The organism is Balneola sp. EhC07 (assembly GCF_001650905.1).
Lineage (GTDB): Bacteria > Bacteroidota > Rhodothermia > Balneolales > Balneolaceae > Balneola.
In genome coordinates this window covers 78,659-99,558 of record NZ_LXYG01000019.1, presented here as the reverse complement: position 1 = coordinate 99,558, position 20,900 = coordinate 78,659, and the positions used below count along the sequence as shown (strand labels likewise).

Annotated in this window: 19 protein-coding genes; 18 read left to right on the top strand and 1 reads right to left on the bottom strand. The window is 33.6% G+C overall.

What is annotated here, in order from left to right; translation table 11 throughout:
* Positions 1-712: 712 nt before the first annotated feature.
* Entirely contained in the window at positions 713-3,046 is a 2,334-nt protein-coding gene (locus A8B79_RS13685; protein ID WP_066223736.1) for a GumC family protein, read from the bottom strand.
* A 135-nt stretch (positions 3,047-3,181) separates the two neighbouring features.
* On the opposite strand from A8B79_RS13685, the gene A8B79_RS13680 reads away from it, so the two are divergent.
* From A8B79_RS13680 to A8B79_RS13595, 18 genes are all read left to right on the top strand, one after another.
* A complete protein-coding gene (locus A8B79_RS13680; RefSeq protein WP_066223734.1) occupies positions 3,182-3,883 on the top strand; it encodes a metallophosphoesterase family protein in 702 nt (233 codons plus the stop codon).
* A 66-nt stretch (positions 3,884-3,949) separates the two neighbouring features.
* Positions 3,950-4,486: a hypothetical protein gene (locus A8B79_RS13675; protein WP_066223732.1), complete on the top strand. Its 537-nt coding sequence runs from the start codon at positions 3,950-3,952 to the stop codon at positions 4,484-4,486.
* A gap of 24 nt (positions 4,487-4,510) precedes the next feature.
* Positions 4,511-5,800 (top strand): nucleotide sugar dehydrogenase, encoded by a 1,290-nt coding sequence (locus A8B79_RS13670; RefSeq protein ID WP_066223730.1) that lies wholly within the window; start codon positions 4,511-4,513, stop codon positions 5,798-5,800.
* Positions 5,801-5,819: 19 nt separating this feature from the next.
* Positions 5,820-6,791, top strand: a complete 972-nt coding sequence (locus A8B79_RS13665; protein ID WP_066223728.1) for an SDR family oxidoreductase — start codon at positions 5,820-5,822, stop codon at positions 6,789-6,791.
* Between the two features lie 41 nt (positions 6,792-6,832).
* Entirely contained in the window at positions 6,833-7,795 is a 963-nt protein-coding gene (locus tag A8B79_RS13660; RefSeq protein ID WP_066223726.1) for a GDP-L-fucose synthase family protein, read from the top strand.
* A gap of 364 nt (positions 7,796-8,159) precedes the next feature.
* Positions 8,160-9,308 carry a GDP-mannose 4,6-dehydratase gene (gene gmd, locus A8B79_RS13655; RefSeq protein WP_066223725.1) on the top strand — a complete coding sequence of 383 codons (1,149 nt, stop codon included), beginning with the start codon at positions 8,160-8,162 and terminating at the stop codon, positions 9,306-9,308.
* Positions 9,309-9,312: 4 nt separating this feature from the next.
* A complete protein-coding gene (locus A8B79_RS13650) occupies positions 9,313-10,500 on the top strand; it encodes a UDP-N-acetylglucosamine 4,6-dehydratase (RefSeq protein WP_201118618.1) in 1,188 nt (395 codons plus the stop codon).
* Complete coding sequence (locus A8B79_RS13645) at positions 10,500-11,651, top strand: LegC family aminotransferase (protein ID WP_066223721.1); 1,152 nt, start codon at positions 10,500-10,502, stop codon at positions 11,649-11,651. Before A8B79_RS13650 ends, A8B79_RS13645 begins: the two co-directional genes overlap by 1 nt.
* Positions 11,644-12,261 carry an acetyltransferase gene (locus tag A8B79_RS13640; RefSeq protein WP_066223719.1) on the top strand — a complete coding sequence of 206 codons (618 nt, stop codon included), beginning with the start codon at positions 11,644-11,646 and terminating at the stop codon, positions 12,259-12,261. The genes A8B79_RS13645 and A8B79_RS13640 overlap by 8 nt, the downstream gene beginning before the upstream one ends.
* A complete protein-coding gene (neuB, locus tag A8B79_RS13635) occupies positions 12,258-13,286 on the top strand; it encodes an N-acetylneuraminate synthase (RefSeq protein ID WP_066223717.1) in 1,029 nt (342 codons plus the stop codon). Before A8B79_RS13640 ends, neuB begins: the two co-directional genes overlap by 4 nt.
* Positions 13,268-14,395: a UDP-N-acetylglucosamine 2-epimerase gene (gene neuC / locus A8B79_RS13630; protein WP_201118616.1), complete on the top strand. Its 1,128-nt coding sequence runs from the start codon at positions 13,268-13,270 to the stop codon at positions 14,393-14,395. The genes neuB and neuC overlap by 19 nt, the downstream gene beginning before the upstream one ends.
* Positions 14,382-15,428 carry a nucleotidyltransferase family protein gene (locus A8B79_RS13625; protein ID WP_066223714.1) on the top strand — a complete coding sequence of 349 codons (1,047 nt, stop codon included), beginning with the start codon at positions 14,382-14,384 and terminating at the stop codon, positions 15,426-15,428. The genes neuC and A8B79_RS13625 overlap by 14 nt, the downstream gene beginning before the upstream one ends.
* Before the next feature lies 1 nt (position 15,429).
* Positions 15,430-16,482 carry an N-acetylneuraminate synthase family protein gene (locus A8B79_RS13620; RefSeq protein WP_066223713.1) on the top strand — a complete coding sequence of 351 codons (1,053 nt, stop codon included), beginning with the start codon at positions 15,430-15,432 and terminating at the stop codon, positions 16,480-16,482.
* A gap of 3 nt (positions 16,483-16,485) precedes the next feature.
* Positions 16,486-17,283 (top strand): cytidylyltransferase domain-containing protein, encoded by a 798-nt coding sequence (locus A8B79_RS13615; protein WP_066223711.1) that lies wholly within the window; start codon positions 16,486-16,488, stop codon positions 17,281-17,283.
* Entirely contained in the window at positions 17,283-17,720 is a 438-nt protein-coding gene (locus A8B79_RS13610; protein WP_066223710.1) for a YhcH/YjgK/YiaL family protein, read from the top strand. The genes A8B79_RS13615 and A8B79_RS13610 overlap by 1 nt, the downstream gene beginning before the upstream one ends.
* An 8-nt stretch (positions 17,721-17,728) precedes the next feature.
* The gene (locus A8B79_RS13605) at positions 17,729-18,433 is read left to right on the top strand and encodes an SGNH/GDSL hydrolase family protein (protein ID WP_066223708.1); all 705 of its coding nucleotides are present in this window, start codon (positions 17,729-17,731) and stop codon (positions 18,431-18,433) included.
* Positions 18,421-19,848, top strand: a complete 1,428-nt coding sequence (locus A8B79_RS13600) for a flippase (RefSeq protein ID WP_066223706.1) — start codon at positions 18,421-18,423, stop codon at positions 19,846-19,848. Before A8B79_RS13605 ends, A8B79_RS13600 begins: the two co-directional genes overlap by 13 nt.
* A gap of 20 nt (positions 19,849-19,868) precedes the next feature.
* Complete coding sequence (locus A8B79_RS13595) at positions 19,869-20,876, top strand: hypothetical protein (protein WP_153038445.1); 1,008 nt, start codon at positions 19,869-19,871, stop codon at positions 20,874-20,876.
* Positions 20,877-20,900: the final 24 nt, after the last annotated feature.

Genomic DNA, 20,900 nt, shown 5'->3' with positions numbered 1-20,900 from the left:
CCGGAGCCGTCGATTTCATTACGTTCTTGCTCCGCCAATAATTCTAAAGGTCGGTGTAGTTGGAAGCTTTTTAAGAAATAGTCAGAATTATAAACAAGTCAATTTTTGTAAGTGAATTATCTAACTTCTACAATCCCGAATTTATCTCGGGATCTTTGTGAGGACCAAATTCGTAGATAGCTTCAATAAAAATGAACAAAAACTATTCACGACAAATGAAATAATATAGCCATTGTGTAAGATCCTGAAAAAAGTTCAGGATGACGGGTTTTTAGGTTTGATTCTGAATAACTGGCTTATCAATGCTTTAGACTAACCGAGAAACTAAATCTGATTTTGTTAAGACGTCACCTTCCCACATCGATGGGAAGGGACAGGAATGGGTTTTCCTCATCAACAACTCCGTCCATTCTAAGGAGTATGATATGTATAAAACCTCTCTCCAATGCATAAACTGTTCGGACTGAAGTCCTCTCTGATGAACTTAATAATGAATCTTGGTGATGATTTAGATTTGATTATATAAACCAGCCAGGATTTTAATCCGCAGCGATTTAATAATTGACCGAATAATAAATTGCAGAATCTGAAGAATCTTGTGGTTGGAGGTTCTCCGTACTAATTCTAGATCTGACCAACGATATCTTCCCTTTGTTGAAGTGGAAGACAGATGGATAAATATACAGTAAGGAGCTGCGAAGCGCCCCCCTATTTACCTGTACTTATAATATTCAGAATATGTACGCTTATAGTAATTGTAGTTGGTATAGTAATCAGTGCTCTTTTTAGGATCAAAAGCATTAAGAACGATACCAAGAACATCCGCATTCAAATGCTCCAGACCTTCAAGTGTAAACTTTAACTCTCTTTTTGTAGTTACATTGAATCTTGAAACTACAATTAAGCCATCAATCAGACGAAGCAATGAAGCCGAATCTGATATAATTCCATAGGGCGCAGTGTCCAGAATAATATGATCGTATTCAGCTTTGTATTTATCAATGAGTTGTTTGAGTCGTTTACTGTCTAGTACAGAAGCCGGTTCCGGGGTTTTATGCCCTACCGTAATTAAATCAACATTAGGAGCTACTGTACTAAGGCGTACATCTATTGAAGCATCAAACAATGCATCAGAAAGTCCCGGTTCTTTGTTTTCACCAAAGATTTTGTGTTGTGTAGGTCGTCGTAAATCTAGATCTATAATAAGTACTTTCTTCTCAGATCCCGTAAAAGTTACAGCCAGATTTGCCGCTACTGTGCTTTTACCTTCCCCTTTGGTAGCACTAGATACCATCAATATTTTATATTCTTTATCTGGGTTTGCATATACAACATTAATTCTCAGTCTACGGTAAGCTTCGGATATAGGTGAAATATGATCAAAGAAAGTGACTAGTTGATTTGATATGGATTTATCACCAATATATTGTCTCTCATTCGGATTAAATTCTCCTACAACGGAGAAGTCAGGAATTGCTCCTAAAACCGGCTTATTAAAATCTCTAAGTACGTCCGTAGAAGTAATGCGATCATTCATCATTTCTAAAACTAAAACACAACCTGTAGCAAGAACTCCTCCAAGTAAAAACCCAGCTAGAATAATGATTTTTTTCTTTGGTTTAATTGGCGCTTTTGTAGGAATGGCATAATCTAAAGGACGACCTAATCCAAACTGCGTCTTTTCCCATAAGCTCATTTCAGCAAATTGAGCAGAAACTTGTAGATACATTTCTTCTGTTACACGAACATTTCTTTTTAGTCGAGCAAGTTGGATAATTTCATCAGGAAGTTTTTCGAACCTAGTATTTGTTTTTTGATATCTATCATTAATGACATCTCCTTGTGTTTGAAGTTGAGTTCTCTTGACCTCTAGCTCCAAAAGAGTTTTTGTAATCTCTGCAATTCTCTGTGTCACAGTTTCTTCACCAGAGCCAATAAAGCTCAGGTAAAGGTCTGATTCTGAAGTCAGTAAAGCATTAGTGCGATCCTTAATCTGTTTCTTTACTTGCTCGATCTGCCTATCAATTCTTACGATTTCTGGATTATTTTCTGAAATATCCGGGTTCTTTGTTAGTAATAGCAATTTATTTGTCTCAAGCTCTGCAAGTGCATATTGATAGCGCTCTATAATAGGTCCAATTGCTTCCGAATACTGGTTCGCGAGGCCAGGCTTTATTTCATTTAATTGATTTTTATATTGTTCAATACCAGAATTTACGGCTACCAATTCTACTTCAAGGTTTTGTTTTTCAACTTCTATACTGGCAATTGAAGAAACCAATTTTTCAGATTGAGGATCTAAGGCAACCAGCATAGTTCTATTCATAAATAACTGGAGAGAATCTTCAGTAGAAATAAGTTCCTCCTTCAATCTAGATCTTTCATCACTTAAAAAGTCAAGGGCAGATACAGCCATGTTTCTATTCTGGTCAGTAGAAAGAGCAGAGTAGGTATTCATAGTTAAGTTAATGATGGTAGCAGCTTCGGTAGGTAGTGGGCTTGTATAAGAAATTTCTACAATGTCAGCATTAGGGTCCTTTTTTTCAAAACTAATATTAGATCTAAATCTTGAAGCTATACTTTCAATATCTATAGAAGTTGAATCTTCAGGATAATTTTTCCAAAGAATCGGAAACTTTCGCCCGTGTTCATCAAATTCTATATCGTTGATACGCTTTGCTAAATTTAAACTTAGTTGTCTTGATTGCATAATTTGCAATTCATTGGCAATAGTGCTACCAACTCCAATTCCATAAGTACTAGTTAATAAATTTTCAATTCCAGCTCCTGCATAAGAATACCTGTTCTTGCTCTCGCTTATAATAATCGTACCTTTACTTTCATAAATAGGTATCTGCATCGAAGCGTAAATGGCTGATAATATAGTAACAAGACCAGTTATTGAAATTAGAGTCCACTTGTATAAAAAAAGAACATTAAATACTTTTAATAGATCGATTTCTTGATCATCATCAGAATTTTGTTGGTTTGTATGTGATGAAAGAATAGAGTTTGAACTATTATGAGAATTTCCATTATAATGCATCTAATGAATCTTAATTTGAACTTGAATTTTGAATAATAATACAAATATAAAGAAAGTATTCCTGATTACTATTATTAAATACCATTAAATAGTCTTAATTTTTAAACTTGTAAATCAAAAATAGAATAGACATGTATGGCATTGATAGCAGTTATTTCTGATGTTCATGGTAATTTACCGGCGCTGGAAGCTGTATTGAAAAAAATTAATGAATATAAACCCGATATATATTTATGCTTAGGCGATGTTGTAGGCTACGGTCCATACCCTTCAGAGTGTTTAGATCTTATTAAAAACAGAGGTATGTCTACTGTTTTAGGGAATCACGATGCTGGTGTATGTGGGAAATTGAGTCTTAAACACTTTAAGTCACCTAACAGACGGCTAATTGAGATGACAAGTGAAATGCTGAATACGAAACAAATGCAATGGCTAAGAAGTCTGCCACTTGTTTTAGAGAATCAGGAGTGGTTAGCTGTACATGCAGAGCCCTTAAATCCTGAAAAATGGATGTATGTAGATAGCGCTATCAAAGCTAGAAAAATATTATCAAAGGTCGAACAACAGCTTTGCTTTGTTGGTCATACTCATATGCCGGGAACAGTTTCTGATAAAATTGGAATCACGACTTTTAACCAGAAATATAAATATCTTATAAATCCCGGAAGTGTTGGACAATCGAGAGATGCAGATTTTAGAGCATCTTACTGTATGGTAAATACTGATAAATGGTCAGTTGTATTTGATAGGGTAGCTTATGATACAGAAAGAGTTTTAACTAAATTGAGTAAGCTGGGATTTACAAGAAGTGAATCGCATAGATTATTACGATATTAAAATAAAATTTCAATAAATAAATACATATTTTTGCCCACCGTAAAGATTAATTATAATTAAGCAATAGTGAAACAAATAGGAATTGCACTTTTTTTGGTGTTTGTGATAGCAAGTTCGTTAGTAAAAGCACAAAGTAGTCAAATGAATTCAGCATCTCAGCAGTTTAGAATAGGTGAGAGAGTAATCCGAATTTCTGAGCCAGGACAACTTTCAGATTCTATTAATGTTTGGGGGGATGTAGGTAGTTCAGGACGATATTTAATTCCTAAAGGTACCGATTTAACTCAGTTGTTATCATATAGTTTTGGGCCGATTACATTAAGGGATGGTCAAACTCAGATAGATTGGTCAAAAATGAGGGTAGAGATAAACATTCAAGACTTTGATCCCGAAAGTGGTACTCAAACTATTAGCAAGTTTAAATATAGATTCGAAGAGCCTTTTCCGAAAGGGTTGAGGGAATTTAAATTAAAGAATAATCAAACTGTTACTGTTAGGGTAAAAAGACGTCCTTCATTCAGAGATTATTTAGGAGTGTTTGCATCAACAGTATCTGCTGTTGCATCCACTATTATACTATTGGATAGATTAAATGGCAATTAAAATAGAATTTAAGGATTCAAAAAATTGAATATAGAAAGAGCTAGAATTGGTATTATTGGCTTAGGCTATGTCGGGTTACCACTTGCTGTAGAATTCGCAAAAAAATTCTCAACTGTTGGTTTCGATATCAATAAAAATAGAGTAAGTGAATTAAACAATGGTCATGATCGTACGTTAGAAGTACTTGATGATGATTTGAAATCAGTATTAAACTCCAATATTAATGAAAAAGGGTTAAAGGTTGTATGCGATGCTAAAGGTTTAGAGAATTGCAACGTATATATCATAACTGTTCCTACTCCTACCGATAAGCATAACCGTCCTGTGCTAACTCCTTTGGTTAAGGCAAGTGAAACCGTAGGTAAAATACTTAAAAAAGGAGATGTGGTTATTTATGAATCTACTGTATATCCTGGGGTAACAGAAGATGATTGTATTCCCGTTCTTGAAAAAATATCCAGATTAAAATTTAATAAAGATTTTACAGTAGGATATAGTCCTGAGAGAATTAATCCGGGGGATAAGGAACATACTTTAACCAAGATTTTGAAAGTGACTTCGGGTTCAACTCCTGAATCAGGCCAGTTTGTTGACGATTTATATAAGTCAATTATAACTGCTGGAACTCATCTAGCTCCAAGTATTAAAGTTGCCGAAGCAGCAAAAGTTATAGAGAATTCGCAAAGAGATATTAATATTGCTTTTGTGAATGAATTATCTAAGATATTTAATTTACTCGAAATTGATACCGAAGACGTTTTAGAGGCTGCAGGAACAAAATGGAATTTCCTGCCTTTCCGACCCGGTCTAGTTGGTGGACATTGCATTGGAGTAGATCCTTATTATTTAGCTCAAAAAGCTCAAGAGGTGGGATATCATCCGGAAATAATACTTGCCGGAAGAAGAATAAATGATAGTATGGGTAAACATGTAGCAACCGAAGTAATAAAATGTATGATGCGGAAGGACCTCAAAGTGATTGGGTCAAATATTCTTATGCTAGGTATTACGTTTAAAGAAAACTGTCCGGATATTAGAAATACAAGAGCTATTGATATTTACAATGAATTAAAAAGTTATGATACAAATGTCGAAGTTTTGGATCCTTGGGCTGACCCTGAAGAAGTGAAAGAAGAGTATGGTATAAGTTTATTAAACAGTGATGATCTTCAGAATTTTAAGAAATATTCGGCTATTATTTTAGCCGTATCTCACGAAAAATTTAGAAATCTTCAAATTGAAAAAAATAAAAATTGTGTGGTTTATGATGTAAAAAGCTTTTTAGATAAAAGTAAAGTGGATAAGCGACTATAGTACCTGCCTGAGAAATTATATGAAAGAAAAAGAAATTAATTTATTAATAACAGGTGGTGCGGGTTTTATTGGTTCTAATCTGGTTGAATATTTTCTGAAAGATGAGCGCATAGCTTTGGTAAGGATATTAGACGACCTTTCAAGCGGTTACTACGAGAACTTAAAAGAATTTGAAAGACATCCAAAGTTCGAATTTGTTAAAGGTGACATCTGTAGTTATGAAACTTGCTTAGACGCGACAAAAGGTATAGATAAAATTACACACCAGGCAGCGCTTGGTTCAGTACCTAGATCTATAGAAAACCCAATGCGTTCTGCAGAAGTTAATATTTTAGGTACAGTTAATATTTTGCATGCTGCTGTAGAGAATAATATAGATAGAATTGTTTTGGCATGCAGTTCAAGTACTTATGGTGACCACCCTAGTTTACCTAAAGTGGAAAATAAAATCGGAAACCCACTTAGCCCCTATGCGGTTACAAAATTATCAATTGAACAATTTGCAGATGTATTTCACAAAACTTACGGACTAAATTTTGTAGGTTTACGATATTTCAATGTTTTTGGCCCCAAACAAAACCCTAGTAACCCATATGCTGCGGTTATTCCAATTTTTTGTCAAGCATTTATTGATGGTAAATCTCCAACTATTAACGGAAAAGGGAACCATAGCCGTGATTTTACATATGTAAATAACGCTATTCAGGCCAATGACTTAGCTTTATTTACTAAGAACGAAAAATCATTAAATGAAATATATAATGTAGCTTGCAACGAAAGAATTTCTTTAAATGAATTGGTTTATGCATTACAGGCCATTAGCGGTAAAGATATTCAACCTATCTATGGACCAACTCGCCCAGGTGATGTTTTACATTCTGAAGCAGATATATCAAAAATTATTGAGCATTTAAATTATAACCCTGAAGTTTCATTCATTGAAGGATTAGAAAAAGTTTATAATTGGTATAAGCTTTTTACGAATGAGTAATCAAATATTATATAACAAAACATGTTATTGGAAATAGATCGATGAATAAGGATTCAAAAATATTTATTGCAGGGCACAGAGGGATGGTGGGTTCATCTATTGTTGAGAATTTAAAGTTTAATGGATATAACAATATAATTACTGCTACGAGCAATGAACTAGATCTTACAAATCAGGAGGGCTGCAATAATTTTGTTAATGAAAATAGGCCCGAAGTGGTTATTATTGCCGCTGCTCGTGTTGGGGGAATATTGGCAAATAGTGAGTATCCTTGGGAATTCTTATATGAAAACTTGATGATTGAGGCTAATTTAATTAACGCGGCTCATCAAAATAATGTTCAGGATTTAATCTTTTTGGGAAGTTCTTGTATTTATCCTAAAATGGCTTCTCAGCCATTAAAAGAAGATTACTTGCTTACGGGATCTTTAGAACCTACAAATGAATGGTATGCTATAGCTAAGATCACGGGAGTTAAGATGTGTCAGGCTTTAAACAAGGAATATGGAAGAAATTATATATCTTTGATGCCGACTAATTTATATGGTCCACGGGACAATTTTAATTTAGAAACATCTCATGTTTTGCCTGCAATGATGCGTAAGTTCCATGAAGCTAAACAAGCTGGGCATACACCGGTATCTTTATGGGGTAGTGGTTCTCCTAAGCGTGAATTTCTTCATACAAGCGATTTAGCAGAATCAGTACGGTTTATAATGGAATATGAGGGCAAATTAGATCACGATCTGATTAATGTGGGAACTGGAAAAGATTTAATGATTAAAGAACTTGCAGAAACTATTCAGGGAGTAATCGGTCATAAGGGAATTATTGAATGGGATGTTTCCAAACCCGATGGGACACCAAGAAAATTAATGAATGTTTCTCGTATTAATGAACTTGGTTGGAAAGCGAAAATAAGTCTGAAGAAAGGTATTGAGACTACATATGGCTGGTTTTTAGAAAACCAGAAAATACTAAAGGAAGTAAAAATAGGTAATTGAGGAGTTTGAGTTAAAACAGAATATAGATTTGGATCTTAAAGTTTATGGGAGTAAAACCATATGGCTTCACCGTTAAGCTATATAAGATAAATTAAGATCAACTTTCCCAAATAATTTAATTTGATCTCAAAGGTAATATGATCATAAAAATCGATATGACTTAATATTCGGTAGTCTGATCGTAGGGAGCTATAAAGATTTAAAATATCTACATTTTTAATATCTGTAACTTGGTGTAGTAAAATTAAATCAGTTGTTCTGATTAAATATATTGTGAATTAAAGCAGATTTAGAGAACGTAACAACAGCGTTTATTAAACTCCATAATTTATTTCAAAAAGACTAAAATAATAAGTAATAATAAATGAATAAAGTCGCACTAATAACAGGGATTACGGGGCAAGACGGTGCCTATCTAGCTGAATTATTATTAGAAAAGGGGTATACAGTACATGGGATAAAAAGAAGGGCCTCGTTGTTCAATACTGATCGTATAGACCATCTTTATCAAGATCCACATGTTGAGAACCAAAGATTGTTTTTGCATTATGGTGATATGACCGATTCTATGAATTTGACTCGAATTATTAAAGAATGTGAACCTGATGAGATTTATAACTTAGCAGCTATGAGCCATGTAAAGGTTAGTTTTGATACACCAGAATACACTGCAAATGCTGATGGGATAGGTACGTTGAGGATTTTAGAAGCTGTTAGATTACTTGGAATGGAAAGTAAAACAAGAATTTATCAGGCGTCCACTTCTGAGTTATATGGTTTAGTTCAAGAGGTTCCTCAATCGGAAAAAACACCATTTTACCCACGATCACCTTATGCAGTTGCAAAAATGTACGCCTACTGGATTACTGTAAATTATCGCGAAGCCTATGATATGTTTGCATGTAATGGCATCTTGTTCAATCATGAATCGCCATTACGTGGAGAGACTTTTGTAACTCGTAAAATTACAAGAGCTGCAGCAAAAATTGCTTTAGGGTTGCAGGATAAAATGTACATTGGAAATATGGATGCCAAGCGAGATTGGGGGCATGCTAAAGATTATGTGGATGCTATGTGGCGTATCCTGCAGCAGGAAAAACCAGAAGATTTTGTAATTGCCACTGGAGTAACAACAAAAGTGCGTGATTTTATAACCTTGGCTTTTACCGAAGTAGGTATTCATTTACGCTTTGAAGGTGAAGGGATTGAAGAAACAGGGGTCATTGACTTTATTGATGAAAAAAAGTATGAGTCTTCAACAGCTCTAAAATTTAATGACTCGAACTTGAAAGTAGGAAAAAAAGTAATTGAAGTAGATCCTCGTTATTTTCGTCCAACAGAGGTAGAACTGTTAATTGGAGACTCGTCGAAAGCTAAAGAAAAACTAAATTGGGAACCCAAGTACGATTTGCAAGCTCTATTGAAAGACATGATGAAAGCAGATGTAAAGCTATTTAGAAAAGACTTAGATCTTAAAGAGGCGGGACATAAAATTTTAAAACAAGCTGAATAGGATTATGGATGTTATAAACCTTATCGGTAGAAAAAAAGAACTGTTTAAAAGTGATATTTCTGTCAAGGAAAAAGAATTGAATGAGCAAGTATCTAATTCGACATTTTTAGTAATTGGTGGAGCTGGTTCGATTGGACAAGCAGTTACAAAGGAAATATTCAAAAGAAACCCAAAAAAATTGCATGTTGTTGATATTAGTGAAAATAACATGGTAGAATTGGTTCGCGATCTTCGGAGTTCATTAGGGTATATAAATGGTGAATTTAAAACCTTTGCACTTGATGCTGGTTCGTTCGAATACGATGCTTTTATAAAAGCTGATGGGCAATATGATTACGTATTAAATTTGTCAGCATTGAAACATGTAAGAAGTGAAAAAGATCCTTTTACCCTTATGAGAATGGTGGAGGTAAATATTTTGAATACGATTAAAACCATACAGCAGGCTAGAGATAAAGGAACTAAGAAATATTTTTGCGTTTCAACGGATAAAGCGGCTAATCCTGTAAATATGATGGGTGCTTCTAAACGAATTATGGAGCTTTTTCTGATGCGAGAAAGTCAGAGTATTGATATTTCTACTGCCCGATTTGCGAATGTTGCTTTTTCCGACGGTTCGCTCTTGCATAGCTTTAACCAGCGTATCCAAAAAAAACAGCCTGTAGTTGCTCCAAATGATATTAAACGCTATTTCGTCACCCCGCAAGAATCAGGGGAATTGTGTTTGATGTCCTGCTTATTGGGAGATAATCGGGATATTTTTTTTCCAAAATTAAGTGAAGACCTACATTTAATCACTTTTTCCGAAATTGCTGTTAAATATTTGGATATGAGGGGGTATGAAGCTTATTTGTGTTCTAGTGAAGATGAAGCTAGGGAATTGGTTGATGTTTTACCGCAAGAAGGAAAATGGCCTTGTTTGTTCACAAAGAGTGATACTACTGGTGAAAAAGATTTTGAGGAGTTTTTTGTAGAAGGTGAAAGACTTGATTTAGAAAGGTTTAAAAATTTGGGAATTGTTAAAAGTGCTCTCAGTTTTGAAGAAGAAAAACTGGAATATTTCTTAAAAAAAGTTCAAAGTATGAAGGAAAGTCTTAATTGGACAAAAGCTGATTTGGTAAATCTTTTTCATGATCTGCTTTCTGGTTTTGATCATAAGGAGACTGGTAAATATTTAGATTCTAAGATGTAATGAATCAAGTAGAGAAATTTATAGAATTTGTTCAGGAGCAGTATAAAACAACTGATTTCATCCCACTACACGAGCCTCGTTTTCTGGGCAACGAAAAGAAGTATGTCTTGGAAACAATAGAGTCTACTTTTGTTTCCTCGGTAGGGGCTTATGTAGATAAGTTTGAAGAGATGATGGCTGAAATATCTCAAACGAAAAGAGCTGTAGCTGTAGTTAATGGGACAGCGGCACTTCAAGTTGCACTTCGCTTGGCTGGGGTTAAGGAAAGTGATGAAGTAATAACGCAAGCACTTACTTTCGTTGCCACCGCTAATGCTATTGCTTATAATAATGCTAAACCTGTTTTTTTGGATGTAGATGTGGACACAATGGGGCTGTCTCCTAAAGCGGTAGAGTCATTTCTTGAAGAGTATGGGGAACTAAGGGAGGAAGGTTGTTATAATAATAGAACAGGCCGCAAAATTTCGGCATGTTTGCCAATGCATACTTTTGGATTTCCGGTACATTTGAATGAACTTCTTGAAGTTTGTGATAAATGGAATATTCCAGTGGTAGAAGATGCTGCTGAATCTATTGGTTCAAACTACCATGGTAAACCAACCGGCAGTTTTGGACAGTTTGGAATTTATTCTTTTAATGGTAACAAGATTGTAACTGCAGGAGGGGGAGGAGCAATTGTAACGAATGATAAACAATCAGGAGATTTTGCTAAACACCTTACAACTACTGCGAAAAAAAATCACAAGTACGAATATATACATGATGAAGTTGGTCACAATTACAGAATGCCAAACTTGAATGCAGCTTTGATATGTGCCCAATTGGAACAATTAAACTCATTTATAGAAAATAAAAGAAAACTGGCCGAAAGATATGAGTCATTTTTTGAAGAAAAAGGGATTCAATTCAGAACTGAGAATCCAGATACCAAAGCAAATTATTGGTTAATGTGTGTAGAACTAAATGACCGAAAAGAGCGGGATCTGTTTCTCAATCAAACAAATAAAAAAGGTGTCATGACTCGACCAATTTGGCAGTTGATGCACAAATTGCCTATGTATGCACATTGTTTTCGTGATACACAAAAAAATGCAGAGTATTTAGAAGGTCGAATCGTAAATATTCCAAGTAGTGTGATTATTAATGAGTAAGCAAGTAATCATTGGATATTCAGGACATTCATTTGTCGTACTTGACGCTGCAGAGAAAGCAGGTTTTGAGATTTTTGGTTATACCGAAAAACATAAGCAAGCCAAAAATCCATTTAAGCTTGAATATATTGGGTTTGAGGGTAATTCAAATTTTGAAGGTTGGGATAACGGTTTCGAATTTGTTCTGGGAATTGGTGACAATAAAATTAGAGAAGGAATTACCGAGTTATTGACTTTAAAAAGGGAGTCATTATTAACAGTTATTCACCCATCTTCGAATGTTGGTTCTAAAGTAGAATTTGGGGCAGGGACTTTTGTTGCGGCTGGTACTTCAATTAACCCAATGGTTAAAATTGGAAAAGCTGTAATTTTGAATACTGGAGTCATTATTGAACACGAATGTAAAATAGGCAACAGTGTACATGTTGCTCCAGGTGCAGTATTGGCAGGCAATGTGAAAGTAGGAGATCGATCATTTATTGGTGCGAATGCTGTTGTTAAAGAAGGGGTTGAGATTGGAAGTGACGTAATAGTCGGAGCGGCTGCAGTTGTTTTAGATAATGTTCAGAATGGAAGTAAAATTGTGGGTAATCCAGGTCGAATAATATGAATTTTGATAGAGTGCTTATAATTGCTGAAGCCGGAGTTAATCACAATGGTGATATAGACAAGGCTATTGAGCTTATTGATGTAGCTTCAAAAGCAGGTGTGGATATTGTAAAATTCCAAACATTTAGAGCAGATAAGATTGTTAGTAAAGCTGCTAAAAAGGCAAAATATCAATCTAAGAATATTGATAATGAAGATGATAGTCAGTATAACATGCTGAAGTCTCTTGAGCTTAGTGAGAAAGATCATCAAACATTGATAAATGAATGCCAAAAAAGAGAAATCCAGTTTTTATCTACAGCTTTTGATGTCGAGGGGATAGATTTTTTGAATCAATTTGCTCTTCCTTTTTTTAAAAGCCCGTCTGGAGAAATTACTAATTATCCATATCTTAAGTGTTTAGCTGAAACTGGAAAACCTGTGGTTCTTTCAACAGGTATGGCTGATATGCAAGAGATTGAGTCTGCATTAAAGGTATTAACCGATTATGGTTTGACAAAAAACGATATCACGGTGTTACATTGTAATACAGAGTACCCAACACCAATGCAAGATGTTAATTTGAAAGCTATGAATTCAATCGCAGAACGGTTTAAGGTACAGGTTGGATATTCTGATCATACATTAGGAATTGAGGTCCCTGTAGCAGCGGTTGCATTGGGAGCGAAAATCATAGAAAAACACTTCACGCTTGATCGTAATTTACCGGGACCTGATCACCGGGCCTCATTAGAACCAGGAGAGCTTAGGGATATGGTTACAGCAATTAGAAATACTGAGAAGGCAATTTCTGGTAACGGAAAAAAAGAACCTAGCCCAAGTGAAGCCGAAAATAAACAGGTTGCCAGAAAAAGTATTCACACTAATCGTGCTATTGAAGCAGGGGAAATTCTTAAAGAAGAAGATATTATACCACTTCGACCAGGTAATGGAATCTCTCCGATGAAGTGGAAAGATATTATTGGTAAGGCTGTGAATAGACCATATGAAACAATGGAAATTCTTACATGGGATTCATTGGAATGAAAATTGGAGTTCTTACAAGTTCGAGAGCTGATTTTGGGATTTACCTTCCGTTACTTAAGCAAATGGAAAAGGATGAGTTTTTTGATATAAAGATCATTGCCTTTGGTACCCACGGTTCACACTTTCATGGTGAAACGATTTCTGAAATAAAAAAAACAGGATTTAGTAATATAGATCTCATTCAATCTCTTTTATTAAATGACAATCCAAATGGAATAAGCACTTCCTATGGGCTGACAGCAACAAAATTTTCTGATTATTGGTCAATAAATAAATTTGATTTGGTATTTTGTTTGGGTGATCGGTTTGAAGTGTCAGCTGCGGTACAAGCGGGTATCCCATTTGGAGTGAAATTTGTGCATTTGCATGGCGGAGAAACGACACTAGGAGCCATTGATAACATCTACAGGCATCAAATTACCCTAGCCTCAAAAATTCATTTCTCTTCAACTGAAGCTTATAAAAAAAGAATCCAGTCAATAATTAATAATAGAGACCATATATATAATGTAGGATCTCTTAGCTTAGATAGTATTGAAGAATTCCAATTTATGGGGGAAGAAAATTTTAAAAATAAATTTAATCTCCCTTATGGCCCATTCGTTTTGATAACTTTTCACCCTGAAACGGTAGATATCAATAAAAACCAAAGGTATGCACTGGAAATGAAGTCCGCATTGAAAGAAATGAGCAATGAATATTTTTTGGTGATTACGATGCCAAATGCAGACACGAATGGAAAGATATTTCGAAATGCTATTGAAGAATTGAAAAATGAAATCCCAGAACAACTTCTATGTATTGAAAGCTTTGGTAAAACTTATTATTTCAATGCAATGAAGTATTCAGAATTCTTAGTAGGTAATACTTCAAGTGGTATCATAGAAGCGGCTTCTTTCGAGAAGTATGTAATAAACGTGGGAAACAGGCAAAAAGGACGAGCCAAGAGTACAAATGTAGTAGATTGTTCTTTTAGTTCTAAAGAAATATTAAAGAGCATTGAGGAAGTGAAACATCTGGGATCATTTAATGGAGCTAATATTTATAAGAAATCTAACACTGCAAAAAGAATTGTTAAAATATTGAAGAATAACTATGCGTCATTTTAAAGAGCACTTAATCCCTTCAGGTACTTCTATTAGAGAATCACTAAATGTTTTGGACGAGTTGGCTAAGGATGCTATTGTGTTTGTAGTTGATGATTCTAATAGGCTTATCGGCTCTTTGACAGATGGTGATGTTCGTAGAGGGCTTATAAGAGGAATAGAATTGGAAAAGCCGGTAGACGATATTATTCAAACTAAACCAAGATTCATTAGAAAGGGAGATCAAGATATTCAAAAAGTAATAGAATACAGGGAGAATAATTTTAAGGTTATTCCAATTTTGGATAAAGATGGGCGCATTGTTAATGTAGTAAATTTTGGGAATTTAAAATCCTATTTACCGGTAGATGTAGTTATTATGGCTGGTGGAAAAGGCTCTCGGTTACGCCCATTAACAGAAAAGACCCCAAAGCCTTTGTTGATAATTGGAGATAAACCTATACTGGAGCATAACATTCAACGGTTGTCTCTTTTCGGAATGGACGATTTTTGGATTTCAGTGAATTACCTTGGAGAACAAATCGAAGAATATTTTGGTAATGGCAATCATAAAAACTTAAACATCGAATACGTCTGGGAAGACGAACCTTTAGGTACCATTGGTTCGGTATCCAAAATAGATAATTTCATTCATGATTATGTCTTAGTAACCAATTCAGATATTCTCACGAACTTAGATTACGAGAACTTTTTTTTACGATTTAAAGAAGAAGAAGCTGACTTTGCGGTAGTAACCATTCCATATAAAGTGGATGTTCCTTATGCAGTTTTAGAAACGTCCAACGGGCATGTGATGAGTTTTAAAGAAAAACCTACTTATACTTATTATTCAAATGGAGGCATCTACCTGATGAAAAGGGAGATAATTGACAGAATACCCAAGGATTTATTTTTTAATACGACAGATTTAATGGAAGGGCTTATTGCAGATAAAAAAAAGGTATTATCTTATCCAATGTCGGAATATTGGCTTGATATAGGAAAACCTGATGATTATAAAAAAGCACAAGAAGATATTAAGACTTTAAAATTTTGAGATGATACCAAAAAATAGACCGTATATAATTGGAGAAACTGCTTTTCACCATATGGGTAATAAGGAGTTTTTAAAAGAGTTGATTGATCATTCCTTTAATCTAAAATTAGATGCAATCAAGTTTCATTTGTTACTTGAATTAAATGATTATATGGTAGAAAACCATGAAGTAATTGAAACAATAAGGAAATGGTGTTTTAGTGAAAGCGGATGGAAAGAGATAATCGAATATGCTTATTCTAAGCAACTAGATTTAGTACTACTTTGCAATGATGTTAAAAGTATAAAGTGGGTGAATAGATTAGATATAGAAATAAATGCTATTGAAATTCATGCAACTGGGATCAACGATGTTTTCCTGCTCGAAGAGGCTTCAAAGTTTCATGGGACTGTAATATTAGGTACAGGAGGTTCAACAATAGAAGAAATAAAGTATGCCATTGATTATTTAGAAGCACACAACCAAAAAGACATTTTTTTGATGCATGGATTCCAAAATTACCCAACTCATCCTTCCGATGTAAAATTATCCCGCATGAATATTCTCAAAGAAATATTTGCCTATCCGATAGGTTATGCTGACCATAGTGACCCTTCGGATTCAGATAACCCATCAATAAGTTCTTTTGCTGCGGCAATGGGTTTTAATGTTTTAGAGAAACATTTTACACACACTTTTGGTGAAGATAGGGTTGATTCACAGGCTGCAGTTAGTTTAGAACAAATGAAAAGAATTAAGGAGTTACATTCTATAGCTTATAAGACTTTTGGAGATGATCCTCTTCAAATGTCAGATGCAGAATTAAAATATGGCAATACCGGCCCCATGAAAAAAGCTATTGTGGCCAAAGAAGATATTCAAGAAAATGAAACTATTACCCTTAAGAATATAGCCTTCAAAAGGACAAATGAGAGTAGTAGTTTGTCGCAAAATGATTTACCTAAGTTGATCGGATTGAGAGCCAATAAGGAAATAGCAAAAGATGAAATTATAGATTATTCAAATGTGAAGTTTGAATTTATAAAAAATAATTTTGAACAGTTTATTAAATAAATCATGAAAATTGGCTTTCTTATTACGGCTCGTCTAAAATCAACACGACTGCCTCTAAAATTACTTTTGGATTTAAATGGTAAAAGTATAATTGAAAGAGTGATAGAGAGATGTAAAAAAGTCACTGATATTTCTGAGATTATACTCTGTACTTCTACCAATCCACAAGATAAAACACTCGTAGATGTTGCAAAGAAAAATAACATCTACTACTATCTGGGTAGTGAGATGGATGTGCTTAAAAGACTAAGTGATGCCGCTGAATTTTATGGTTTAGAATATATAATTAATATTACGGGGGAGAACCCATTATTTAGTATTCACCACGCAAACCTTGTTGTAGATCAGGCTAAAAAGGGAAAAAATGATTTTATTTACATTGAAGGATTACCAATAGGATGTGCAGTATATGGTATACGCCCTGAAGCTTTAAAGACAATTTGTGAGATTAAAAAAGAAGTAGATACTGAAATATGGGGTACACTTATAAATAGACCAGAAGTATTTGATACTCATAAAATTGAAGTAGAGAAATATTATAATAGACAAGAATTAAGGATTACAACAGATTATCTAGAAGATTATCAGTTTATAGAGAAAATATATTCACTTTTTCCTGCTTCAGCTGTTCCTTCATATCATGAGGTAATTAATGTATTAAGTGAAAACCCTGATTTCGAAAAAATACATAAACACAGAACACAACTTGCTCTTGATAAGGAAGTCGTACAAAGAATTGATAATTTCTTTTCTAGAAACTTAAGCAATATCAAAGAAATCAAAGCTAGATATTATAAATAATGATTAAAGATCAAATTTCTGATTTAGAAAGATATAAAATCAGTAGAGAATTTAATAAGCTTATAGTATGGGTTAATGCAGGCATGGACGAAGAACTTCTTCCTGATACCATAAAGGCAATTCACCTTGAATATGAGACAAAAAAATTTGATTTATCAAAATTTGAAAACCACCAAAGGTACATTGATGTACATTATATTTTGGAGGGGGAAGAATATATTGGAATTCAGGACACGACCAATCTAAAACCCGTTACAGAGTACATGGAGAATGATGATTATCAACTTTTTGAAGGGGCGGTTGATGAAAAATTAATTTTAAGAAAGGGCAATTTTATTGTTTTATTTACAAATGAAGCCCATGTTACAGGAGGCTTAATTAAACAGCCGCAGATTGTTAAAAAAATTGTTTTTAAAATTCCAATGCTTGAAAAGTAATTTAATAGATGGAAAAAAAAGTTCTTTGTATTGGAGATTCATTATGCTTGCCGGGCCATCTTAATAAATATGAGGATACATGGTTTTTTAAGCTTAAAAAGGAGTTTCCTGATTTTGATTTCATTTCATTTTTTAAGCGGCAACTAACTACAGAAATTCTAGTCACCATGGGAGGCGGAAAGAAAGGAGTAGATGGTTGGCCAAAGGGAGCAGATTGTCTGGAAGCATATTTGCCTCATACTATAATATTGCAACTTGGAATTGTAGATTGTGCTCCGAGACTTTTATATGAGTTTGAAAGAAAGTTGGTATCGAGAGTTCCAAATCTTATAAAGACAAATTATTTAAGTCTTATTAAGGTACTAAGGAAAAGAAATCTTGGAAATACTTTAGTTTCTTTTGATAAATTCAAAATTAATATAAATAACTACATAGAAAGAGCCTATAATATTGGGGTTAGTAAAATAATAATTATAGGTATTGCATACCCTGATGAAAAAATGGTAGATAAAAATCCTCAGATTTTACAAAATGTTGACAAATACAATGATTTTTACAAAAAAATTAGTTCAGAAAATAAAATGGTTGAGATTATTTTACCACTGGATGCAAAAAAATATGATTATAGAATATATGAAGATGGATACCATCCAAATAAAGCAGGACATGAACTTGTAAAAAATCGATTGGCTGAATTATTATGTCACAGCTAATTAAGAACTCTTTTTTTTATACTTTAGGAAATGTTTTACCTAAAGTAGCATCTTTTTTTCTACTTCCATTATACACCTCCTATCTAAGTACTGAAGAGTATGGAATCATAAATTCTTTGTTAGCTTTGAATGGTGTTTTGGTAATCTTTTTTACCTTTTCTCTAAGTAGATCTATTTTCAGGTTAATTTATGATTACAATGAAAAGGAGCGAGAAGAATTTTTAGGCACTTTAGCTGTTACAATTTTTTTATTGGCATCTCTAGCTACGATCTTACTTTTTGTGGGTAGCCCAATTGTAAGTTTGATTTATTCTTCAATATCATTTTATCCCTATTTTGCATTAGCTATTGGAGCTTCATTTTTTTCTGTTTTTAGTAATATTCCTTTAGCTTATTTACAAGTAAAAGAAAAGGCAAAGAATTACGTAAGTTTATCTTTACTTCATTTCATTGTGACTAATCTGGGTATTACTTTTTTTGTGGTTGGTTTAGAAGCTGGTGCTGTAGGATATTTACAGGGATATTTACTAGGTGAGGTTGTCATGGCGCTGATATATGTTGGAGTCACACTACGTTTTATCCGTCTCACATTTAAAGTAGAATATATAAAAGTGGCCCTTGCATTTTCGCTTCCAATGATACCGGCAAATTTATCAGCGTGGGTAATGAATCTGTCTGATAGAGTATTTTTAGAAAGGTTTACTGATTTGCAATCGGTAGGTGTATATTCACTAGGCTATAAAATAGCTGGTTTAGTATTGATTTTTTCAATGGCTTTTAAGAAAGCCTTTGACCCTTATTTTTATAAATTGGTAAATACCTCTGACGATCCAGAAAAGGTAGAAAGGAAAATAACTCAGCTAAGTACGGCATTTATGTCGGTAGTTATTTTTGGAGGGTTTGTTGTAAGTATTCTTGGCGAAGACGTAATTTCACTATTATTTCCTTCAGAATATAGTCGGGCTCATATCATTATACCTATCGTTTCTTTGGGTTTTGTGGCTTCCCAGATGTCTGCTTTTTATAATCTTTCATTTTATCAAATGAAGAATACTAAAATTGTAATGTATATCTCTATTTTTTCGGCGGTGATAAATCTAGCTCTGAATTACGTGTTAATAACAAGGTTTGGTATAATAGGTGCTGCTTGGTCTACTTTTATCACCTACGTATTTGATATATGTGTAAAAATTATATTATCGAGAAAATTTTATCCAATTAAAATGAAACTATGGTTTATTATTCTATTTACAGTCCTAATGAGTAGTATTTTCTTTTTAAGCAGTAATTTTCTGTCTTTTGATGTAAAATTGATTGGCCTAGGTTTAAAATCGTTAATAATTTTAGCAATCACTGTTTTTGTTTATTTCAAATATCTAAAACCTTATCTGCCTAGAATTAGTAAAACTGGTTAATTTCGAGATTTTAATTGATTATGAAATACTTCTATTGTCAGTCCTATCAGGTGCTTAATTTGGCATTGTATAACAAATTTGTTCTAAATAACTCGGTTACGGTTATTACTGCATCAGAAAATGTATTCAAAGCTTGCGAATATATTGACATACCGGTACTTCGCCATCGCTTGTTCAAGATTAGGTCATTCTTTACAGAAATTAAAGCGGTTAAAAAAGAAATTACAACTATTCTAAATATTGTGGATAATGACGAACTCCATTTTTCTCATACTCAATTTGCTGTTTTTTGCTTCTTGTTAATTCATACTATGATTAAGAAAGGGGAAAGACCAATTTTTCATGATTTTGAAATGGTCTATAATTCTTTTAGAAAAAAAATCCCTAATTTTCGGGAGGCTAAACTGATCATCCAAAAGTTATTATTGGTAGTATTTTATGAGAAAGTTCCACTTGAATTAAGAAAGACAACAAAGAAAAATGTGATGATCAGTTTAAATTTAAACTTCATCAAAGAAAATAGTTTGGTAATAGAGTATGAAACAAATCAATATTATGAAAAAACTCTCGAGCTTTTCGGAAAATTAAATATTGATTACTCTCCTTTTAATTTCCTTTTTGTTGCACAAAATATCAAAATAGGCTCACATAATTCAAAAGAATACAATAAAAAGGTATCAGAAATCTATAACTTACTAGAACAATATGCTTTTGTTGTTAAAATGCATCCTAAATTGGGAAATATAGGATCTTTATCTAATCTTGAAACATTGCCGGAATTTCTTCCTGTGGAGTTTTTCTTTAATAAAGTAAAGCATGCAGTAGTTTCTTTTTCTTCAGCGTCTTTAGTAACAGCTTCCAAAATGGGAGGGGTTTCAGTTATTTCCTTAAACGATTTGCTTCCAAATAACGATGATTTTACTAAGCAGGCAAAAGAAAAATTAATTTCCGATTCGGAAGGGGAAATAAAATTTGTAAAATCAATATTTGAACTGAAAAACTATTTGAATGAAAAACTTAATGCGTAAATTAGTTCCTTTATCATTAATTAG